Genomic DNA, 17,560 nt, shown 5'->3' on the forward strand with positions numbered 1-17,560 from the left:
AAGGGACGGGTCAGCGCGCGGCGGTCAGGTCGTACATGGTGACCCCGCCGACCGTCGTCGCGGTGAAGTTCGCCGCCACCCACTCGCTGATCCTCTGGGCGGCGTCGCTGCCGCTGCTCGCGCGGCCCGCCATCCCGCCGCCGCTGCCGCCGCCGACGAAGTAGTGGATCTTCTTGTCGGACACCAGCCGCTGGAACCGCGCCAGCGTCGGAGCCGGGTCGGTGCCGTTGAAGCCGCCGATCGCCATCACCGGCAGGCCCGTCGCCAGCTGGTAGCCGGCCGCGTTGTTGGACCCCACCGTCGCCGCCGCCCACGTGTACGCCGAGGCGTTCGCCTTCAGCGCCGCCGTGGCCTGCGCGCTCGGCGTCGCCGCGTTCAGCAGCCCGCCCGGACCGCCACCGCGCCCGCCACCACCGCCGCCGCCGGGACCGCCCTGGCCACCGCCGCCGGGGCGGAAGCCGCCGCCGAACGGGTTGCCGCCGTTCTGGCTCTGGTTGCTCTGCCCGTTCTGGTTCTGGCCGGTTCCGGTGCCGCCGCCCGGCGGCATGCCGCCGAAACCGCCACCGCGCATGCCCTGGCCGCCGCCGTTCCAGCCGCCGCGCGGACCCCCGCCGCGCATCCCGCCGAAACCGCCGCCCGTGCTCGGACCCGCCGTCACGATCGCACCGGTGTGCGGCGTCTGGACGGTGTCCAGCGCGTACGCGCCCGGCGCCACCAGCAGCACCAGCGCCGCGGCGCCGCCGGCGACCGCGACCACCCGCTCGGGCAGGAAACGCCCCGCCGCGAGCGCCGCCGCCAGCCCCAGCCCCGCGACCAGCACCAGCGGCCGCAGCCACCCGTGCCAGTCCGGCGTCCGCGACAGCAGCACGTAGGCCCACCACGCGCTCACCGCGACCGCGCCCGCCAGCACCGGCGTCCAGCGCCGCTCCCACAGCACCCCGGCGCCGATCCCGACCAGCGCCGCGATCGCCGGCGCCAGCGCCACCGTGTAGTAGTCGTGGAAGATCCCCTGCATGAACGAGAAGACCAGCCCGGTGAGCAGCAGCCAGCCGCCCCACACCAGCAGCCCCGCCCGCACCCGATCGGTGCGGGCCGCCCGGTACGTGGCCGCCAGGCCCGCGACCAGCAGGACCAGCGCGGCCGGCAGCAGCCAGGAGATCTGACCGCCCGACGCCGAACCGAACATCCGCAGCAGCCCCGAGTCCTGGTTGAGGTTGCCCAGGCCGCCGGTCTCGTTGCCGTTCAGCCGGCCGATGCCGTTGTAGCCGAGCGCCAGCTCCAGCACGCTGTTGTGCTGCGACCCGCCGATGTAGGGCCGCGACCCGGCCGGCGTCAGCGCGACCGCCAGCAGCCACCAGCCCGCCGCGACCACCATCGCCGCGCCCGCCACCAGCACCTGCACGATCCGCTGGCGCACCGCCACCGGCGCCGTCACCAGGTACACTAGCGCGAACACCGGCACCACCAGGAACGCCTGCATCATCTTGGCCAGGAACCCCAGCCCGACGAGCGCCCCGCACACCGCCATCCAGCGCGTGGACCCGCGCTCCTGCGCCCGGACCAGCGCGTACGCCGCGCCCGTCAGCAGCAGCACCAGCAGCGCGTCGGGGTTGTTGAACCGGAACATCAGCGCCGCGACCGGAGTCAGCGCCATCGCCGCGCCCGCCAGCAGCGCCGGGACGACACTGGCGGGCGTGCGGCCGAGCGTGCGCCGCACCGCCGCGTACAGCAGCGCCACCGTCGCCACGCCCATCAGCGCCTGCGGCACCAGGATGCTCCAGGAGTTCACCCCGAAGATCCGGGCCGACAGCTCCATCGGCCACAGCGCCGCCGGCGTCTTGTCCACCGTGATGGCGCCGACGGCGTCGGAGGAGCCGAAGAAGAACGCCTTCCAGCTCGTGGCGCCCGCCTGCACGGCCGCCGAGTAGAACGCGTTGGCCCACCCGGACGCGCCGAGCCCCCACACGTACAGCACACCCGTCGCGGCGAGCAGCACCAGCAGCGCCGGCCGCGCCCACACCGGATCGCCCGGCCGCTGCCGCCACCCGGCCCGCCACCCGGCCCGCACGGCCGTCCCCCGGCCGGTCTCCGGCCTCGGCAGTGTCGAGGTCATCTGTTCTCCGTCCCCCTGTATCAGCTCAGCTTGTACAGACCCGTGGACGCCGTGCCATCGCCGGAGCCGCTGCCCGACGTCGACCCCCCGTACTCACCTGCCTTCACCGGCGTCCCGTGCTGCTGCACCCAGGCGGTGACCGACGCGCTCCCCGAGTCGGGACCGCCGCGCATGCCGCCGCCGTTGACGATGATGTAGCGGAGCTCGCCCTTCTTGACGTACTCCTGCAGCTTGGCGACGGTCATCGCCGGGTCCGACCCGGTGAAGCCGCCCATCGCCATGACCGGCCGGCCGGTGCTCAGGATGATCGACGAGGCGCTCTGCGCGCTCGACACCGCCACCAGCCACCGCGCCGACCCCTGGTTCTTCTCCAGGTAGGAGATCATCCGCTGGTCGACCTGGCCGCCGGGGCCGCCGAAGCCGCCGCCCATGCCGCCGCCGGGGAAACCGCCCCCGCGGTTCCCGCCCCCCGTGCCGTTCCGGGCGCCGTTCTCCGTCCCGTTGTTCGGCGGGGCGCCGTTCTCGGCGCCCGACGGCGGCTGGCCGCCGCCCGGGAACTGCGGCATCTGGCCGCCGCCCGGGAACTGCGGCATCTGGCCGCCTCCGGGGAACTCGCCGCCGCGCATCCAGCCGCCCCGGCCACCGCCGGGGCCGCCCTGGCCGCCGGGACGGCCGAAGCCCATCCCGCTGCTCGGACCGGCCGCCGGGTTGGTGCCGTTGACCTGCGTGGACGCCGCCGACAGCGCGTAGGCCCCCGGCCCCGCCAGGCCCGCCAGCAGGGCCAGCACGGCGCCCGCGCCGAGCACCGGCGTCGCGATCCGCGCGCCGATGCGCGGCACCAGCGCGACCAGCAGTCCGAGCACGGCCAGTACCGTCGCCACCGCGACCACGTACCGCAGCCACGGGTGCCAGTCCGGCGTCCGGTTCAGCAGGGTGAACGACCAGAGGCCCGTCATCGCCACGCCCGCCGGCAGCACCCACGCCCACGCGCGCGACCGCCGCCCCGCGTCGAACACCAGCGCGGCGCCGCCGCCGACCAGCGCCGCGATCGCGGGCGCCAGAGCGGTCGTGTAGTACGGGTGGAAGGTGCCCTCGGCGAAGCTGAACACCACGAAGTGCACCGCCAGCCAGCCGCCCCACAGGATCAGCGCGGCCCGCGCCAGGTCCGCTCGCGGACGCCTCCACAGCAGCACCAGCCCCGCGACCAGCAGGATCGCCGCCAGCGGCAGCAGCCAGGAGATCTGACCGCCGATGATGTCGTTGAACATCCGGCCCGCGCCCGGCTGGCCGCCGAACGAGGCGCCCATCCCGCCGCCCCTGCCGCCGCCGGGCCCGCCCCCGCCGCCGCGGTTCTCGCCGAAGATGCGGCCGAGGCCGTTGTAGCCGATGACCAGGTCCCAGACGGTGCCGTCGGTGCTGCCGCCGATGAACGGACGCTTGCCCGCCGGGATGAGATCGACGATCACCATCCACCAGAAGCTCGACACCGCCAGCACCGCGCCGGCCGCCAGCAGGTGCACGATCCGCCGCACCCATCCCGGCGGCGCCGCGATCAGGTAGGCCAGCGCCAGCGCGGGCACCAGCACCCACGCCTGCAGCATCTTGGTGTTGAAGCCGCAGCCGACGAAGAACGCCGCCAGCAGCAGCGGCCGCAGCCGCCCGGTCTCGATCGCGCGCTGCGTCGCCCACGCCGCCAGCACCAGCAGCAGCACCAGCAGCGTGTCGGGGTTGTTGTCCCGGTCGATCGCCACGGTGATGGGGGTGAGCGCCAGCACCAGCGAGGCCACCAGCGCCGCCGGGTACCCGAACGCGCGCCGCACCGTCGCCCACAGCACCGCGACGGCCGCCACGCCCTCCAGCACCTGCGGCAGCAGCATGCTCCAGGAGGAGAACCCGAAGACCCGCCCGAACAGCGCCATCACCCACAGCGCCATCGGCGGCTTGTCGACGGTGATGAACGAGGCGGCGTCCAGCGAGCCGAAGAAGAACGCCTTCCAGCTCTGCGTGCCGCTCTTCACCGCGGCCGCGTAGTAGGAGTTGGCGTAGCCGGCGCTGTTGATGCCCCAGGCGTACAGCGCGAACGCCAGCACCAGCACCGCCGCCAGCGCGGGCCAGGCCCAGCGCGGCCGGACGGCGGCGTCGCGCTCGCCGGCGCCGGGCCGGGCCGAAGTGATCGTCTCGGTCGTCATGATTCGCCCTCCTGCCGGCGCAACCGCCGGGGGTGGAAGATCCAGGCACGCATCAGCAGGAACCGCACCAGCGTCGCCAGGCCGTTGGCGCACACCAGCGCGAGCAGCTCCACGAGCCGCGACGCGCCGGGCGCGAGCGCGTGCAGCAGCGCCAGGCCCCCGGTGCTGAGCGCCAGCCCGAGCAGGAACGTCAGGCCGCCCTCGATCTGGTGGCGCAGCGCGCCCCGCGACCCGGTCACCCCGAAGGTGAAGCGCCGGTTGGCGGCGGTGTTGCCGACGGTGGTGATGATCAGGGACACGGCGTTGGCCCACAGCGGGCCCATGAACAGGCGCAGCAGCACGAACAGCACCAGCTGCGCCAGCGTGCTGACCACGCCGATGACCGCGAACACCGGCAGCTGGCGGCGCATCCCCGCCGGCAGCTGCGGCTGCGGCCGGCCCCGCACGGGCGTGGTGAACCCGCCGGTCAGGATGCGGCGCCCCACGCGCGCCATGCCGCGCAGATCGTCCAGCGCGGTGCGCAGCACGTCCACCCTCGAATCGGGGTCGTCGGTCCAGTCCACCGGCACCTCGTGGATGCGCAGCCCGTTGCGCTCGGCCAGCAGCAGCAGCTCGGTGTCGAAGAACCACTCCTCATCCTCCACCGACGGCAGCAGCGCCTGCGCGATCTCGGTGCGGGCCGCCTTGAACCCGCACTGCGCGTCGCTGAACCGGGCCGCCAGCGCCGTGCGCAGCAGCAGGTTGTAGCAGCGCGACACCACCTCGCGGCGCGGCCCCCGCACCACCGCCGACCCGCGCGTCAGCCGGCTCCCGATCGCCAGATCGCTGTGCCCGGAGATCAGCGGCGCCACCAGCGGCAGGAACGCGTCCAGATCGGTGGACAGGTCCACGTCCATGTACGCCACGACGTCGGCGTCGCTGCCGCTCCACACCGCCCGCAGCGCCCGGCCCCGGCCCTTGGCCTCCAGCCGCACCGCCCGCACGTGCGCCAGCTCGGCCGTCAGCTCCTCGGCGATCCGCCACGTCCCGTCGGTGCTCGCGTTGTCGGCGACGGTGACGCGGAAGGCGTAGGGGAAGGTGGCGGAGAGGTAGCCGTGCAGGCGCCGCACGCTCGACGCCAGCACGCGCTCCTCGTTGTGGACGGGCACCACGACCTCGACCAGGCGGCCCCTGCCGTGGTGCTCCGTCGGCTCGGGGGGCGGCCCGGCGGGGGTGTCCCGCTCGGTGACCAGGTGGCTCATGTGACCACTGTCGGCAACCGCCGTGGGAGGGCCCTGAGCCCTTTCTTAACGGAAGATGAGAATGCGTCAGTCGACGGGCTCGGCGGTGCCCGGCAGCCACGCCCGCGCCAGCGTCCCGCCGCCGGGGGCGGGCTCCAGCGCGACCTTGCCGCCGCCCTCGCCGACGACGCGCGCCACGATCGACAGGCCGAGGCCCGAGCCGGGCAGGCTGCGCGCCGACGGCGACCGCCAGAACCGCTCGAACACGTGCGGCAGGTCCGCGCCGTCGATGCCGGGGCCGTGGTCGCGGACGGTCAGCTCCCCGTCGGCGAGCCGCACCTCGATGTCCCCGCCCGGCGGGGAGAACTTCACCGCGTTGTCCAGCAGGTTCACCACCGCCCGCTCCAGCGAGCTCGGCTCGCCGTGCACGAACCACTGCTTGATCTGAGCGTCGATGTGCAGGCCCGGGCCGCGCAGCCGGGCCCGCTCCACGGCCCGCTCCACCACCTCGTGCAGCGCGACGGTCTCGCGGCTGGGCTCGCGGTCGGCCGGACGGGCCAGCTCCAGCAGGTCGCCGACCAGGCTCGACAGCTCCACCATCTGCGCCTTCACGCTGGTCAGCAGCCGGTGTCGGGTCTCGGGCGGCAGCTCCCGGCCGGTCGCCTCCGAGCGCAGCATCAGGTCGATGTTGGTGCGCAGGCTCGTCAGCGGCGTCCGCAGCTCGTGGCCGGCGTCGGCGATGAGCTGCTGCTGGCGCTCCCGGGACGCCTCCAGCGCCGCCGTCATCGTGTTGAACGAGTGGCTGAGCCGCGCGATCTCGTCGGTCCCCTCCTCGGGGATGCGGGTGTTGAGGTCCTCGGTGCGGGCGATGTGCTCCACCGCGCCGGTCAGCCGGTCCACCGGCCGCAGCGACGCCCGCGCGATCATCAGGCCGGCGCCCGCCGACACCACCACGCCGAGCGCGGCGACCGCCACCAGCGCGAGCGCGAGCCCCTCCAGCGGCGCGTTCACCTCGTCCAGGTCGATCGCGACCGACAGGGCGCCAAGAGGCTGCTTGGTCACGTCGTCGACGAGCTGGACCGTCCTGATCCGCACGTCGGTCCTCTCCCCCGAAGAGGTCACTCCGTGCCCGTTGTGCACGGTCCCCTCCCGCTTGCCCGCCGCCACCGTCCGGTCGGCGCCGGTCACCGTCAGGGCACCTCCGTTGGGCAGCGTGCAGGCGTCGCCCTGGACGTTCACCACCTGGATGAACTCGGCCGGCCCCGAACGCGGCGGCAGTTCGTCGGAAGTCTGGGGCTTGGCGGTGCAGGCGTTCAGCGCGCGGGCGATCTGCTGGTCGCGCCAGCCGCCGCGACCCGGCGGGAAGCCCGGCCCGCCCGGCGAGCTCGCCATCAGCCGCCCGTCCAGCTCGTGGTAGAGCTGCTGGCGGACCACGAACCAGCTCAGCACCGCGCACGCCGCGACCGCCACGGCCACCGCCGCCGCGATCAGCAGGGCGAGGCGGCCGCGCAGCGACAGCCGGCGCATCACGATCCCGAGCGCAGCACGTAGCCGACGCCGCGCACGGTGTGCACCAGCCGCGGCAGCCCGCCCGCCTCGGTCTTGCGCCGCAGGTACATCACGTACACGTCCAGGGAGTTGGAGGCGGGCTCGAAGTCGAACCCCCAGACGGTCTCCAGGATCTGCTCGCGCGTCAGCACCTGCCGGGGGTGCAGCATGAACATCTCCAGCAGCATGAACTCGGTCCGCGTCAGCTCCAGCGGCCGGCCGGCGCGCGTCACCTCGCGGGTCGCGGTGTTCATGACCAGGTCGTCGAAGGCCAGCACGTCCTGGTCGGGCCGCTCGGGCGCGGGCGCCACCATGGCGCTGCGGCGCAGCAGGGCGCGGACGCGGGCCAGCAGCTCGTCCAGCTCGAACGGCTTGACCAGGTAGTCGTCGGCGCCGGCGTCCAGGCCGGTGACGCGGTCGCCGACCATGTCGCGGGCCGTCAGCATCAGCACCGGCATGGTGGCGCCCTGCGCGCGCAGCCGCCGGCAGGTGGTGAGGCCGTCCATCCGCGGCATCAGCACGTCCAGCACGATCAGGTCGGGCTCGCACTCGGCGGCGCGCTCCAGCGCCAGCACCCCGTCGGCGGCGGAGTCGACCTGGTAGCCCTCGAACTCCAGGCTGCCGGCCAGTGACTCGCGGACGGCCGGCTCGTCGTCCACGATCAGAATCCGCTGCTCCATGCACCCACCGTAACCAGCGGGAACGGCGATGCCAGCACCGGACGGCCTATTCTCATCGATCTCTCACGATCTCCTGAGCAGGCGTTCAGCCCGCGCTCGGGGACGCCTCGCCGGGGGCGTGCGCGCCGGTCCGGACCGTCGCCGCGACGGTCCGCCCGGACGGCCCGGACACCGCCGTCAGGATCGGCACCGCCAGCGCGGCGCCCGCCCGCCGCGGGGTGGTGCGGCGGCCCGGACGGTAGCGGGCGGCGCCGCGCCGCGGGCCCGCCGCGATCGCCGGAACCCCGGCCCGCACCAGCACGTCGGTGCGCTCCAGCACCTCGCCCGCCGGGGCGGCGGTGACGACGGTCCCCGACGCGCGCATCGACGCCCGCGCCGCCCGCACCGCCATGTCGGCGAACGAGTCGGTGAACGACGGGGCGCCGCCCTCGGCGGGCGCCGGCGGGACCGGCCGGGTCGCGGCCTGCCAGCTCCTACGGGTGACGTCGACGACCACGTCCCGGGCGACGTCGCGCATGAGGCCGCGCAGCCGCTCCTTCAGCGCCGCCTTCAGCGCCTCGCGCAGCAGCTCCGACACGACCGCCTGGACGGCGAGCGCGGTCGCCCGCGTCGCGCCGCGCACGGCCAGGTCGCGGGCGGTGCGGGCCAGCTCGCTGCCCGCCACGGCGGTCAGCAGGTCGCGCGCGGCGCGGCCCGCCTCGCTGCCGGCGGCCTGCCCGGCGGCGTCGCCCACGGCGGCGGCGAGCGGCCCGAGCCCGGCGGCGTCGGCGCGGTCGCGGACGGTCCCGGCGACCTCGCGGGCGGCCTCGCGGGCGACCCGCCGCACCACCTGGACGATCACCGGGCGGCCCACCTCCAGGGCGACCTCCACCGCGACGTCGGCGACGGTGTCCAGCGCGGCGTCCATGACGGTGCGGGTGGCGGCCTGCACCAGCGGCGCGGACGCGGCCCGGTTCGCCACGTCCAGCGCGGTGGCGGCCGCGGCCCGCGCGAACGGCGACTGCGCGGCCAGCCGGGCCGCGGCGGCCGCCATCGGATGCTGGACGGCCTGCCCGGCGAGCGTGACGGCGGTGGTGGCGCCGGCGAACGCGGCGCCGGTGACGGCGTTGGACTCGGCGGCGGCGCGCGCCTCCAGCACGGCCTTCTCGGCCGCCGCCGAGGCGGCCTTGACCGCGGCGTCGCGGGCCGCCCGCTCGATGACGCCCATGGCGCCCGACCGGTCGAGCTGGTCGATGATCTGCGCGGCGGCGCGGTCGGCGGCGTCCCGCCCGGCCTGGCGGACCGGGCCGGTCAGCTCCAGCGCGCGGCGCGCGGCGTCCGAGGCGGCCGGCGCGAGCCCGGCCCAGGCGTCCTCCAGGCGGCGCGCGGCGGCCCGGTCGAGCGTCGCGGGCAGCCGCTCGGCCCGCCCGTCCGCCCGCCCGTCCGCGCCGGCCCCAGGCGTCCCGCCCGGCCCTCCCACCTGCTGGTCCACGGCCAAGCCCCCTCGTATCGGGTCCCTTCGATTCACCATAACCGGCGAAAAATCGTTTCCACCTCATACCAGGGTGGGAGCTACACTGGCCCCCGAGCCCGAGAGGAGGTGGACGTATGGCCGTCATCGCGGCCGCTGCCCTGCGCAGCCTCCGAACCGTCCACCCGTTCCGGGCCGGCGTCTGACCGCGCGTCACCGACCGCCTCCGCCGGCCCTTGCACCCAAGGGTTCTCGCGTTGAATCACGCTTTCCCGCAGGCTCTCGTCCCCTATGGCTGGGACGCGGCCCTGCAGCAGTCCTTCCTCCCCTTCACCGAGGACGGGCTCGTGCCCGTCCGCGTCGCCGCCGTCGACCGCGGCCGCTGCGACGTCATCACCCCCGGCGGCCCGCAGCGGGCCGCCCTGGACCCCGCCCTGCCGACCGGCGACCCCGCCGCAGCGCCCTGCACCGGCGACTGGGGCGCGCTGCGCGCCGGCGACCCGCCGGTGCTCGCCGCGCTGCTGCCCCGCCGCACCGCGATCGTCCGCTCGGCGGCGTCGGGCGCCTCCCGCGGGCAGGTCCTGGCCGCCAACGTCGACACCGTCGCGATCGCCGTCTCGCTGGAGACCCGCCTCGCCCTCGGCCGCGTCGAGCGCCTGCTCGCGCTGGCCTGGGAGAGCGGCGCCCGGCCGGTGGTCGTGCTCACCAAGGCCGACCGCAGCCCCGACCCGGACGCGGCGGCCGCGCAGGTCGCCGAGGCCGCGCCGGGCGCGGACGTCGTCACCGTCAGCGCCGCCACCGGGCAGGGCGTGGACGTCGCCGCGGCCGTGCTCACCGGCACCGTGGTGCTGCTCGGCCCCTCCGGCGCCGGCAAGTCCACCCTCGGCAACGCGCTGCTCGGCGCCGACCTGCTCGCCACCGGCGCCGTGCGCGACGCCGACGGCAAGGGCCGCCACACCACCGTCCGCCGCGAGCTGCTGCCGCTGCCCGGCGGCGGCGTGCTCATCGACACCCCGGGCCTGCGCGGCGTCGGCCTGTTCGACGCCGCCGAGGGCGTCCAGCGCGCCTTCGCCGAGATCGAGGAGCTCGCCGAGGGCTGCCGCTTCGGCGACTGCGGCCACGACACCGAGCCCGGCTGCGCCGTCCAGGCCGCCATCGCCGCCGGCGCCCTGCCGCCCCGCCGCCTGGACAGCTACCGCAAGCTCGTCCGGGAGAACGAGCGGATCGCCGCCCGCAGCGACGCCCGGCTGGCCGCCGAGCGCGCGAACCGCTGGAAGACCATCAGCAAGGCCCAGCGGCAGGGCTACCGGATGCGCGGCGGCAAGGACAAGGGCCGGTGACGGCGCCGGTGACGGGGACGGGGACGGGGACGGCGGGCGGGCGCGCCTCAGCGGCCGCGCCTGCGGTAGGTGCGGACCGACAGCGGCACGAACACCGCCAGGATGACCGCCGACCACATCAGCACCGCTAGGACGGGGTGCTCGACCGGCCAGGCGCCGTCTCCCGGCGCCTGGCCGGGGTTGCCGAACAGCTCCCGGCTCGCGGCCGTCAGCGCGCTGCAGGGGTTCCAGTCCGACAGGAACCGCAGCCACGCCGGCATCCCCGCGGTCGGCACGAAGGAGTTCGACAGCATCGTGAACGGCAGCACCAGCGGCCCGAGCTGGTCGGCGACCTGCTCGTCGCGCACCATCAGCCCGAGCCAGGAGCCCAGCCAGGCGAGCGCGTAGCGCATCAGGCAGATCAGCGCGAACGCCTCCGCCGTCGGCACGAGGCCGCGGTGGGGGCGCCAGCCGACGACCAGCCCGGCCCCCACCATGATCGTCAGGGCGAGCAGGCCGCCGACCATGTCCGCGCCCGCCTGCCCGAACGGCACCGCCGAGCGGGCCGTCGGCATCGAGCGGAACCGGTCCATGACCCCGCGCGAGGCGTCGGCGGCGACCTTCAGCGTGACGGCCATCAGCGAGGTGAAGGTGACCATGCTGAACAGGCCCGGCATCAGGTACTCGCGGTAGTTCCCGCCGCCCGGCACGCTGATCGCGCTGCCGAACACGTAGCCGAACAGCACTACCATGATCGCCGGGAAGACCAGCGCGGCGACCAGCTGGCCGGGGTGGCGGCGGATGCGGCAGAACTCGCGCCCGACCAGCGTGAGCCCGTCGGCGAGCGTCCAGCGCAGCCGCCCCACCGGGCCGGCGGGCGCGACCGGAGTGAGCGAGGGGGCGGTCATCGCACGGCCTCCGGGGCGGCGGTCGTCTCGGGCGCGGGGGCGTCCTCGGCGGGACGGCCGGTGAGGCGCAGGAACACCTCGTCCAGGGTGGGGCGGCGCAGCCCGACGTCCTCGGCGGCGACGCCCGCGCCGTCCAGCTCGCGCAGCACGTCCAGCAGCCGCACCGGGCCGCGGGTCAGCGCGACGCTCAGCCGGCCGCCCTCCAGCTCGGGGTAGGCGCCGGCGAGGCGGCTCATCGCCTGCGCCGCCGGGGCCGCCTGGGCGGGGTCGGCGAGCACCACGTCCAGGCGGTCGCCGATCTCGGACTTCAGCGCGTCGGGGGTGCCCTCGGCGATGACGCGGCCCCGGTCGACGACGGCGATGCGGTCGGCGAGCCGGTCGGCCTCGTCCAGGTACTGGGTGGTGAGCAGCACGGTCGTGCCGTCGGCGACCAGCTCGCGGACGCTGTCCCAGATCTCCCCGCGGCTGCGCGGGTCCAGGCCGGTGGTGGGCTCGTCCAGGAACAGCACCTGCGGGCGCAGGATCAGGCTGGTGACCAGGTCCAGGCGGCGGCGCATGCCGCCCGAGTAGTGCCGCACCTGGCGGCCGGCGGCCTCGGCGAGCCCGAACCGCTCCAGCAGCTCCTCGGCCCGCCGCCGGGCGGCGGATCGCGACAGGTGGTAGAGCCGGCCGAACATCCGCAGGTTGTCGCGGCCGGTCAGCTGCTCGTCCACCGCCGCGTGCTGGCCGGCCAGGCCGATGCGGGCCCGCACCCGCTCGGCGTCGCGGACCACGTCCAGGCCGGCGATGCGGGCGCGCCCGGCGTCGGGGTCCGCCAGGGTCGCCAGGATGCGGATCGCGGTGGTCTTGCCCGCGCCGTTCGGGCCGAGCACGCCGCAGACCTGGCCCTCGGGCACCGCCAGGTCCAGGCCGCGCAGCGCGCGGGTGGCGCCGAAGCGCTTGTGCAGCCCCTCGGCGACCACCATCGGGTCGTCCATCGCCCCTCCAATTGGGTACGTCGTACGCTTTTCACCGCCGCGGGTAGCCTAGGCACATGAGTACGGTGTACGCAACTAGGATGGGCGGACGAGGAGGTGAGCGGTGGCGGGCACCGGGCACACGAGCATCTGGACGGTCCCCGAGCGCCCCGCGCGCGGGCCCCGGCCGGCCTACAGCCGCGCCCAGATCACCGCGACCGCGGTCGCGATCGCCGACGCCGAGGGGCTGGAGGCGGCGTCCATGCGGCGCATCGCCGCCGAGCTCGGCACCGGCGCGATGTCGCTGTACCGGTACGTGCCGAGCCGCGGCGACCTGCTGGCGCTGATGGTGGACCACGTGCTCGGCGAGGCCGAGCTGCCCGAGCGGCCGAGCGGAGACTGGCGCGCCGACCTGCGGCTGTACGCCCACCACACGCGCGCCGTGGCGGCGCGCCACCGGTGGCTGTGGAACCTGAACCCGCGCCCGGAGTTCGGGCCGAACCAGCTGCGCGTCGCCGAGTTCGCCTTCGGCGCGCTCGACATCGACGGCCTGACGATCGACGACATCTTCGTCTACGTCGGCATGGTGACCGGCTACGCGCAGAACGCCGTCCGCGACGAGATCGGCGCGAGCGAGGGCGAGAGCGCGGAGGAGCGGATGCGGCGCAGCGCCCCCTACGTGCGCAGCGTGCTGGCGACGGGCCGCTACCCGATGTTCGAGCGGATCATCCGGGAGGCCCGCCAGCCCCACATGACCCCCGACGAGCGGTTCGCCTACGGGCTGGAGCGCGTCCTGGACGGCATCGCCGCGCAGCTTCCCGACCGCAGCGGCCTGACCGAGGCGTTCCTGGCCGGCCGGGACGCGGCGCTGCTCGGCGAGCAGGGCCGCGACTGACCGGCGGCCGGCCGGGGAGCCCCTCGGCGAGGGGCTCCCCGGCCGGTCTCACACCTCCAGGTCGGTCTCGATGCCCTTGAGCTGGTGGCGGGCCATCGCCAGGTTGGAGCGGCCCCGGTCCAGCGCCAGGTAGAGGAACAGGCCCTGGGACTTGCGGCCGGTCACCGGGCGGATGATGTGGTACTGGCCCGACAGGGTGATGAGGATGTCCTCGATGCTGTCGTTGAGGTTCAGCTGCTCCATCGTGCGCATCTTGGCGCGCATGACCTCGGTGTTGCCGGCCGCGGCGACCTGCAGGTCCAGCGCCTTGGAGCTGCCGAGCATGCCGAGCGCCATGCCGCTGTTGTAGTCGACCACCGCGGCGCCGACGGCGCCGTCGATGGACATCATGTCCTTGAGGGCCAGGTCCATGTTGCTCATGGGGGTTCCTTTCACTCGCGGTGGATGCTGTCGCCGGCCTCGGGGTCGAGGGCCGACGCGGCCAGGTGGCCGGCGATGCTGCGGGCGACGGGGCGCGACTCCAGGTGCAGCCGGCCGACGTTGACGCCGGAGCCGGCCAGCACGGTCAGGGACGCGGCCCGGCCCGCCGAGTAGATGACGACGTAACCCTCGGTGCCGCGCACGACCACCTCGTGGAACGAGCCGCCGTGCGCGGTCGCGGCGAGCCGGTAGGACAGCGCGAGCTCGGAGGCGGTGAGGGCGGCCATGCCCGCCGGCTCGACCCGGTCGGGCAGGTCGCAAGCGATGACCATGCCGTCGGACGAGGCGACCAGGCTCCCGACCAGGTCGGCGATGCGGTCGCGGAGCGCCTTCAGCTCGGCCATGACCACCGGATCGGGTGCGAAGTCGGGTGCGGGCATCTTCGTCAGCCTCCCCATCAGGTCTCCGAACCGTCTCCTCGGCGCGTTCACGCAAGCTCCTCCAGGGCCGCGCGCAGCCGGACGAGGACGTCCAGGTCCGGCGGCGTCCACCAGCTGTCGGTTCCGGCGGGCCGCTCGGGCGCCGTGCCCGCCGCGCGCCGCCCGCCGAGCGCCGCGCCGGGCACGGCGGGGACGGCGGCGGGCGCGTCCGGCGCGTCCGGTACGGGCGGCTGGACGGCGGGCGGCTGGACCAGCCCCGCCGCGACCAGCGACCGGACCGCCAGCAGGCAGCCGTAGGTGGTGCGGCCGAGGTCCATGGCGAGCTCGGCGGGCGAGCGCCGCCCGTCGGCGTTCACCAGCAGCTCCGCCTCCAGGCCGGTCAGGATGACCCGCTGGCGGCGGATGCGGGTGACCGGCACGACCGGCGCCCGGTCGGCGAGCGAGGACGGCCAGGGGGTCGCGGCGCCGTCGCGGCGGCGCTCGCACTCGTGCGCCAGCGTGGCCGGGGTGACCCGGCACACCGGCGCCAGCCAGTGCGCGGGACCCTCCTCGAACACCGGGGCGGACGCGGACTCCAGCAGGAAGAACGCCGCGTCGAACAGGGCGAGCAGGGCGAAGGTCTCCAGCTGGGACCGCCGGATCGGGACGGTGCCCCAGGGCTGCCGGTCCGCCCGCAGGTCGCCGTGCTCGCCGAGCCGGATCCGCCCCCAGTCCTCGGCGCTCACCGCGCCCGACTCCACGACGAGCCGGTCCAGGCCGGTGGCGCGGCGGCTGCGCGCGAACGCGACCGCGCCGTCGGCCACGTGGAAGGCGCCCTCGTCGCCGGCGTGCAGGACGCCGGTCCGGCGCTCCTTTTCCAGGCGGCGCAGTTCGGCGTGCACGCCCCGCTCCCCGTGCGCCGTTCGGGGGGCGGCCGTCGCCGGGGCCTGGCTAACCATGACCGGTGACACCCAATTCTCCGATGAGGTCGCTTACCTGGATGCGGGCCAAGGCGAGATTGCCCTTGTCCCGGTCGATGAGCAGATGCACGAACAGCTGCCCGTCGAAGGTCCCGTTGATGAGCGTGAGCAGATGGAAACCGCCCGCCCCGCACACGATGATCTCTGCGATGTCGTCCCCGGTGCGGCTGGTGCTGAGCGCCGGGCTGGCCAGGATGGAGCGCACCACCTCGGTGGTGCCGGCCGCGTCCTCGTGCTGGTCGACCAGGTCGCCGCGTCCGGCGGCGGCGACCGCGAGGCCGCTCGCCCCGTCGACCAGCGTGACGCTCAGGGCGCCCGGGATCTCCATCATCCGTTTCAGGCAGCCGTCGATGCCGAGCATTCGTTCACCCCCGCCAGCTGAGAGTTGCAGTGCCTGACGTTACACGCGCTATCGGGCGGTTGTGAGCGGAATCGAGAGGGAATTTCTAATCAATGCGCGCCACGGCCGAAACGGGTCACAAGCACGCAGTTGCCAGGGTAAAGATACTGATCAGAATGAGAATTCAACCGCGCCGGAGGAAACATACCTGTCGGTATTCATCCTCTTTTAGAGGAAATTCCTCCACTTCGCGGGACGGGGCGGGCGTCACCGCGCCGCGCCGGCGACGGCCCATCCGTGCGGCGGAACGAGCAGGGCGCCGCCCTCCTCCGTGGCCTGCCCGGCGAGGACGGGTCCGGGGACCGGACCGTGGCGCAGCGGGGCGTCGGCGAGGTTGAGGTAGACGCGCAGCGCGCGGCCGTCGTGCTCGGCGTCGTAGACGAGCTGCTCGTTGGTCTGCGACACCACGCGGACGCGGGCGCGGTGCAGCCAGGCGTGGCGGCGGCGCAGGCCGATGAGGTCCTGGTGCAGCCGCAGCGCCTCCTGGCCGCCCGGCGGCAGCAGGTCGGGCACGGCGGGGAAGGCGGGGCGCACGGCGTCGTCTCCCCCGGCGCGCTCCTCCTTCAGGCCGGTCATGGCCCGCTCGTCGCCGTAGTAGACCGCCGGGGTGCCGCCGACGGTGAACAGCACGGCCAGGGCGTGCGGCAGATGGCGCGGGTCCTCCAGGCGGGACGCCAGGCGGGTGACGTCGTGGTTGCCGACGAAGGTGAACGGGACGAAGGCGTCCAGCCAGGCGTCGTGGCGGCCGAGCGTCCAGGTCAGCTCGTACAGGTTGCGGTCGTTCAGCGCGCTCCAGATCGACTTCCACAGCTCGTACTGGGTGACCGAGTCCAGGCCGCCGGCGGTGACGGCCTGCGCGTAGTCGCCGTGGATGACCTCGCCGACGATGTAGGCGTCGGGGTGGGCGGCCCGCACGCGCGGCAGGACCGCCGCCCAGAACCGCGGCGGGACCGCGTAGGCGGCGTCCAGCCGCCAGGCGTCGGCGCCCCGGTCCAGCCAGTGCACCATGACGTCCGCGACGTACTCGGCGACGGCGGGGTCGGCGTGGTCGAGCGTCACCAGGCCGCCGTGGCCCTCGAAGACCCGCAGGCCGTCGGGCCCGGCGGGGTCGTCGACGAACCAGGACGCGCGCGGGTCGGCCGCCGCGCCGCCGAGGCGCGCGGCGACGGCCGGGTGCTCGCGGCCGACGTGGTTGAAGACGCCGTCCAGCATCACCCGCAGCCCGCGCTCGCGCGCCGCGGCGATCAGCCGGTCGAAGTCGGCGTCGTCGCCGAGCCGCGGGTCGATGCGGTAATGGTCCAGGGTGTCGTAGCCGTGGCCGGTGGAGTCGAACACCGGGCCGAGGGCGAGTCCGGAGGCGCCGAGCCGGACCGCGTAGTCGAGGTAGGCGGTGACCTGGGCGAGGCCGCCGGCGGGCGCGCGGTCGGCGCCCGTGGTGTCGGCGCCGGTGAAGCCGAGCGGGTAGACGTGCCACCAGATCGCGTGGTGGACCCAGCCGGGCTCGCGCACCGGCCCCCGCCCGTTCCCGTTCCCGTGTCCGCTCACGCGGTCCTCCCCGAGGTCGTGCCGGCGAGCCGGTCCATCAGTTCCGCGGCGATCCGCACGATCTCCACCTCGGCGTCGGTGAGCGACTCCAGGGCGCCCTCCAGCCACGCGTCGCGCAGCGCCATGTCCGCCCCGAGCGCCCGGCGGCCCGCCGGCGTGATCGCCAGGACCGACTCGCGCCGGTCCCGGTCGCCGGCGGTGCGGGAGATCAGCCCGCGCGCCGCCAGCTCGGCGTAGGTGCGGGTCAGCGACTGCGGCCGCTGGTGCTCGGCGGCGGCGACCGCGCCCGGCGTGCTCGGGCCGTGCCGGTGCAGGTGGGCGAGGACGCCCACCGCGTTGGCCGTCAGGGCGTGGTCGGGCCGCTCGGCACGGAGCCGCCGGGCCAGCCGGGACACGCCGGTGCGGATGACCGGGACGGCCTCTTCTCTGCTCGCCATACAACCAAGCTATCACTTACGATCTACAGCCGACGATTCCCGTAGAACGGTCGTTTCACGCCATGATTCGATACGCATTGC

16 protein-coding genes are annotated in these 17,560 nt (G+C 75.1%); 2 read left to right on the forward strand and 14 right to left on the reverse strand.

Features of this window, described 5'->3' with window-relative positions; translation table 11 throughout:
• Window positions 1-10: 10 nt before the first annotated feature.
• The 6 genes from K1Y72_RS09360 to K1Y72_RS09385 all read right to left on the reverse strand — a co-directional run bounded on the left by K1Y72_RS09360 (window position 11) and on the right by K1Y72_RS09385 (window position 9,221).
• Window positions 11-2,113, reverse strand: a complete 2,103-nt coding sequence (locus K1Y72_RS09360; RefSeq protein WP_220165227.1) for a glycosyltransferase family 39 protein — start codon at window positions 2,111-2,113, stop codon at window positions 11-13.
• Between the two features lie 20 nt (window positions 2,114-2,133).
• The gene (locus K1Y72_RS09365) at window positions 2,134-4,302 is read right to left on the reverse strand and encodes an ArnT family glycosyltransferase (RefSeq protein WP_220165228.1); all 2,169 of its coding nucleotides are present in this window, start codon (window positions 4,300-4,302) and stop codon (window positions 2,134-2,136) included.
• Window positions 4,299-5,543, reverse strand: coding sequence for a bifunctional glycosyltransferase family 2/GtrA family protein (locus tag K1Y72_RS09370; protein WP_220165229.1), 1,245 nt, complete (start codon window positions 5,541-5,543; stop codon window positions 4,299-4,301). Before K1Y72_RS09370 ends, K1Y72_RS09365 begins: the two co-directional genes overlap by 4 nt.
• A 66-nt stretch (window positions 5,544-5,609) precedes the next feature.
• Complete coding sequence (locus K1Y72_RS09375) at window positions 5,610-7,049, reverse strand: sensor histidine kinase (RefSeq protein WP_220165674.1); 1,440 nt, start codon at window positions 7,047-7,049, stop codon at window positions 5,610-5,612.
• The gene (locus tag K1Y72_RS09380; RefSeq protein WP_220165230.1) at window positions 7,049-7,750 is read right to left on the reverse strand and encodes a response regulator transcription factor; all 702 of its coding nucleotides are present in this window, start codon (window positions 7,748-7,750) and stop codon (window positions 7,049-7,051) included. The genes K1Y72_RS09375 and K1Y72_RS09380 overlap by 1 nt, the downstream gene beginning before the upstream one ends.
• An 85-nt stretch (window positions 7,751-7,835) precedes the next feature.
• Window positions 7,836-9,221, reverse strand: a complete 1,386-nt coding sequence (locus K1Y72_RS09385; protein WP_220165231.1) for a hypothetical protein — start codon at window positions 9,219-9,221, stop codon at window positions 7,836-7,838.
• Between the two features lie 236 nt (window positions 9,222-9,457).
• Between K1Y72_RS09385 and rsgA the strand changes: the two genes are divergently transcribed.
• The gene (gene rsgA, locus K1Y72_RS09390; RefSeq protein WP_220165232.1) at window positions 9,458-10,540 is read left to right on the forward strand and encodes a ribosome small subunit-dependent GTPase A; all 1,083 of its coding nucleotides are present in this window, start codon (window positions 9,458-9,460) and stop codon (window positions 10,538-10,540) included.
• A 47-nt stretch (window positions 10,541-10,587) separates the two neighbouring features.
• Here rsgA and K1Y72_RS09395 read toward each other — a convergent pair whose 3' ends face one another.
• A complete protein-coding gene (locus tag K1Y72_RS09395) occupies window positions 10,588-11,427 on the reverse strand; it encodes an ABC transporter permease (RefSeq protein WP_220165233.1) in 840 nt (279 codons plus the stop codon).
• On the reverse strand, window positions 11,424-12,404 hold the full coding sequence (locus K1Y72_RS09400; RefSeq protein ID WP_220165234.1) for an ATP-binding cassette domain-containing protein: 981 nt from the start codon (window positions 12,402-12,404) through the stop codon (window positions 11,424-11,426). Before K1Y72_RS09400 ends, K1Y72_RS09395 begins: the two co-directional genes overlap by 4 nt.
• A gap of 103 nt (window positions 12,405-12,507) precedes the next feature.
• On the opposite strand from K1Y72_RS09400, the gene K1Y72_RS09405 reads away from it, so the two are divergent.
• The gene (locus K1Y72_RS09405; protein WP_220165236.1) at window positions 12,508-13,278 is read left to right on the forward strand and encodes a TetR/AcrR family transcriptional regulator; all 771 of its coding nucleotides are present in this window, start codon (window positions 12,508-12,510) and stop codon (window positions 13,276-13,278) included.
• 48 nt (window positions 13,279-13,326) lie between these two features.
• On the opposite strand, the gene K1Y72_RS09410 is transcribed toward K1Y72_RS09405, so the two are convergent.
• The 6 genes from K1Y72_RS09410 to K1Y72_RS09435 all read right to left on the reverse strand — a co-directional run bounded on the left by K1Y72_RS09410 (window position 13,327) and on the right by K1Y72_RS09435 (window position 17,479).
• Window positions 13,327-13,698 (reverse strand): hypothetical protein, encoded by a 372-nt coding sequence (locus K1Y72_RS09410; protein ID WP_220165237.1) that lies wholly within the window; start codon window positions 13,696-13,698, stop codon window positions 13,327-13,329.
• 11 nt (window positions 13,699-13,709) lie between these two features.
• The gene (locus tag K1Y72_RS09415; protein ID WP_258572195.1) at window positions 13,710-14,156 is read right to left on the reverse strand and encodes a roadblock/LC7 domain-containing protein; all 447 of its coding nucleotides are present in this window, start codon (window positions 14,154-14,156) and stop codon (window positions 13,710-13,712) included.
• 29 nt (window positions 14,157-14,185) lie between these two features.
• Window positions 14,186-15,019 (reverse strand): hypothetical protein, encoded by an 834-nt coding sequence (locus K1Y72_RS09420; protein ID WP_220165238.1) that lies wholly within the window; start codon window positions 15,017-15,019, stop codon window positions 14,186-14,188.
• Between the two features lie 49 nt (window positions 15,020-15,068).
• Window positions 15,069-15,458, reverse strand: a complete 390-nt coding sequence (locus K1Y72_RS09425; protein ID WP_220165239.1) for a hypothetical protein — start codon at window positions 15,456-15,458, stop codon at window positions 15,069-15,071.
• A 246-nt stretch (window positions 15,459-15,704) separates the two neighbouring features.
• Window positions 15,705-17,042 carry an alpha-amylase family glycosyl hydrolase gene (locus K1Y72_RS37055; protein ID WP_308286974.1) on the reverse strand — a complete coding sequence of 446 codons (1,338 nt, stop codon included), beginning with the start codon at window positions 17,040-17,042 and terminating at the stop codon, window positions 15,705-15,707.
• On the reverse strand, window positions 17,039-17,479 hold the full coding sequence (locus tag K1Y72_RS09435) for a MarR family winged helix-turn-helix transcriptional regulator (RefSeq protein WP_220165240.1): 441 nt from the start codon (window positions 17,477-17,479) through the stop codon (window positions 17,039-17,041). The genes K1Y72_RS37055 and K1Y72_RS09435 overlap by 4 nt, the downstream gene beginning before the upstream one ends.
• Between the last annotated feature and the right edge of the window lie 81 nt (window positions 17,480-17,560).

Origin of the sequence: Actinomadura parmotrematis, from assembly GCF_019458805.1 — a bacterium.
In the GTDB taxonomy this organism is placed as follows: domain Bacteria; phylum Actinomycetota; class Actinomycetes; order Streptosporangiales; family Streptosporangiaceae; genus Spirillospora; species Spirillospora parmotrematis.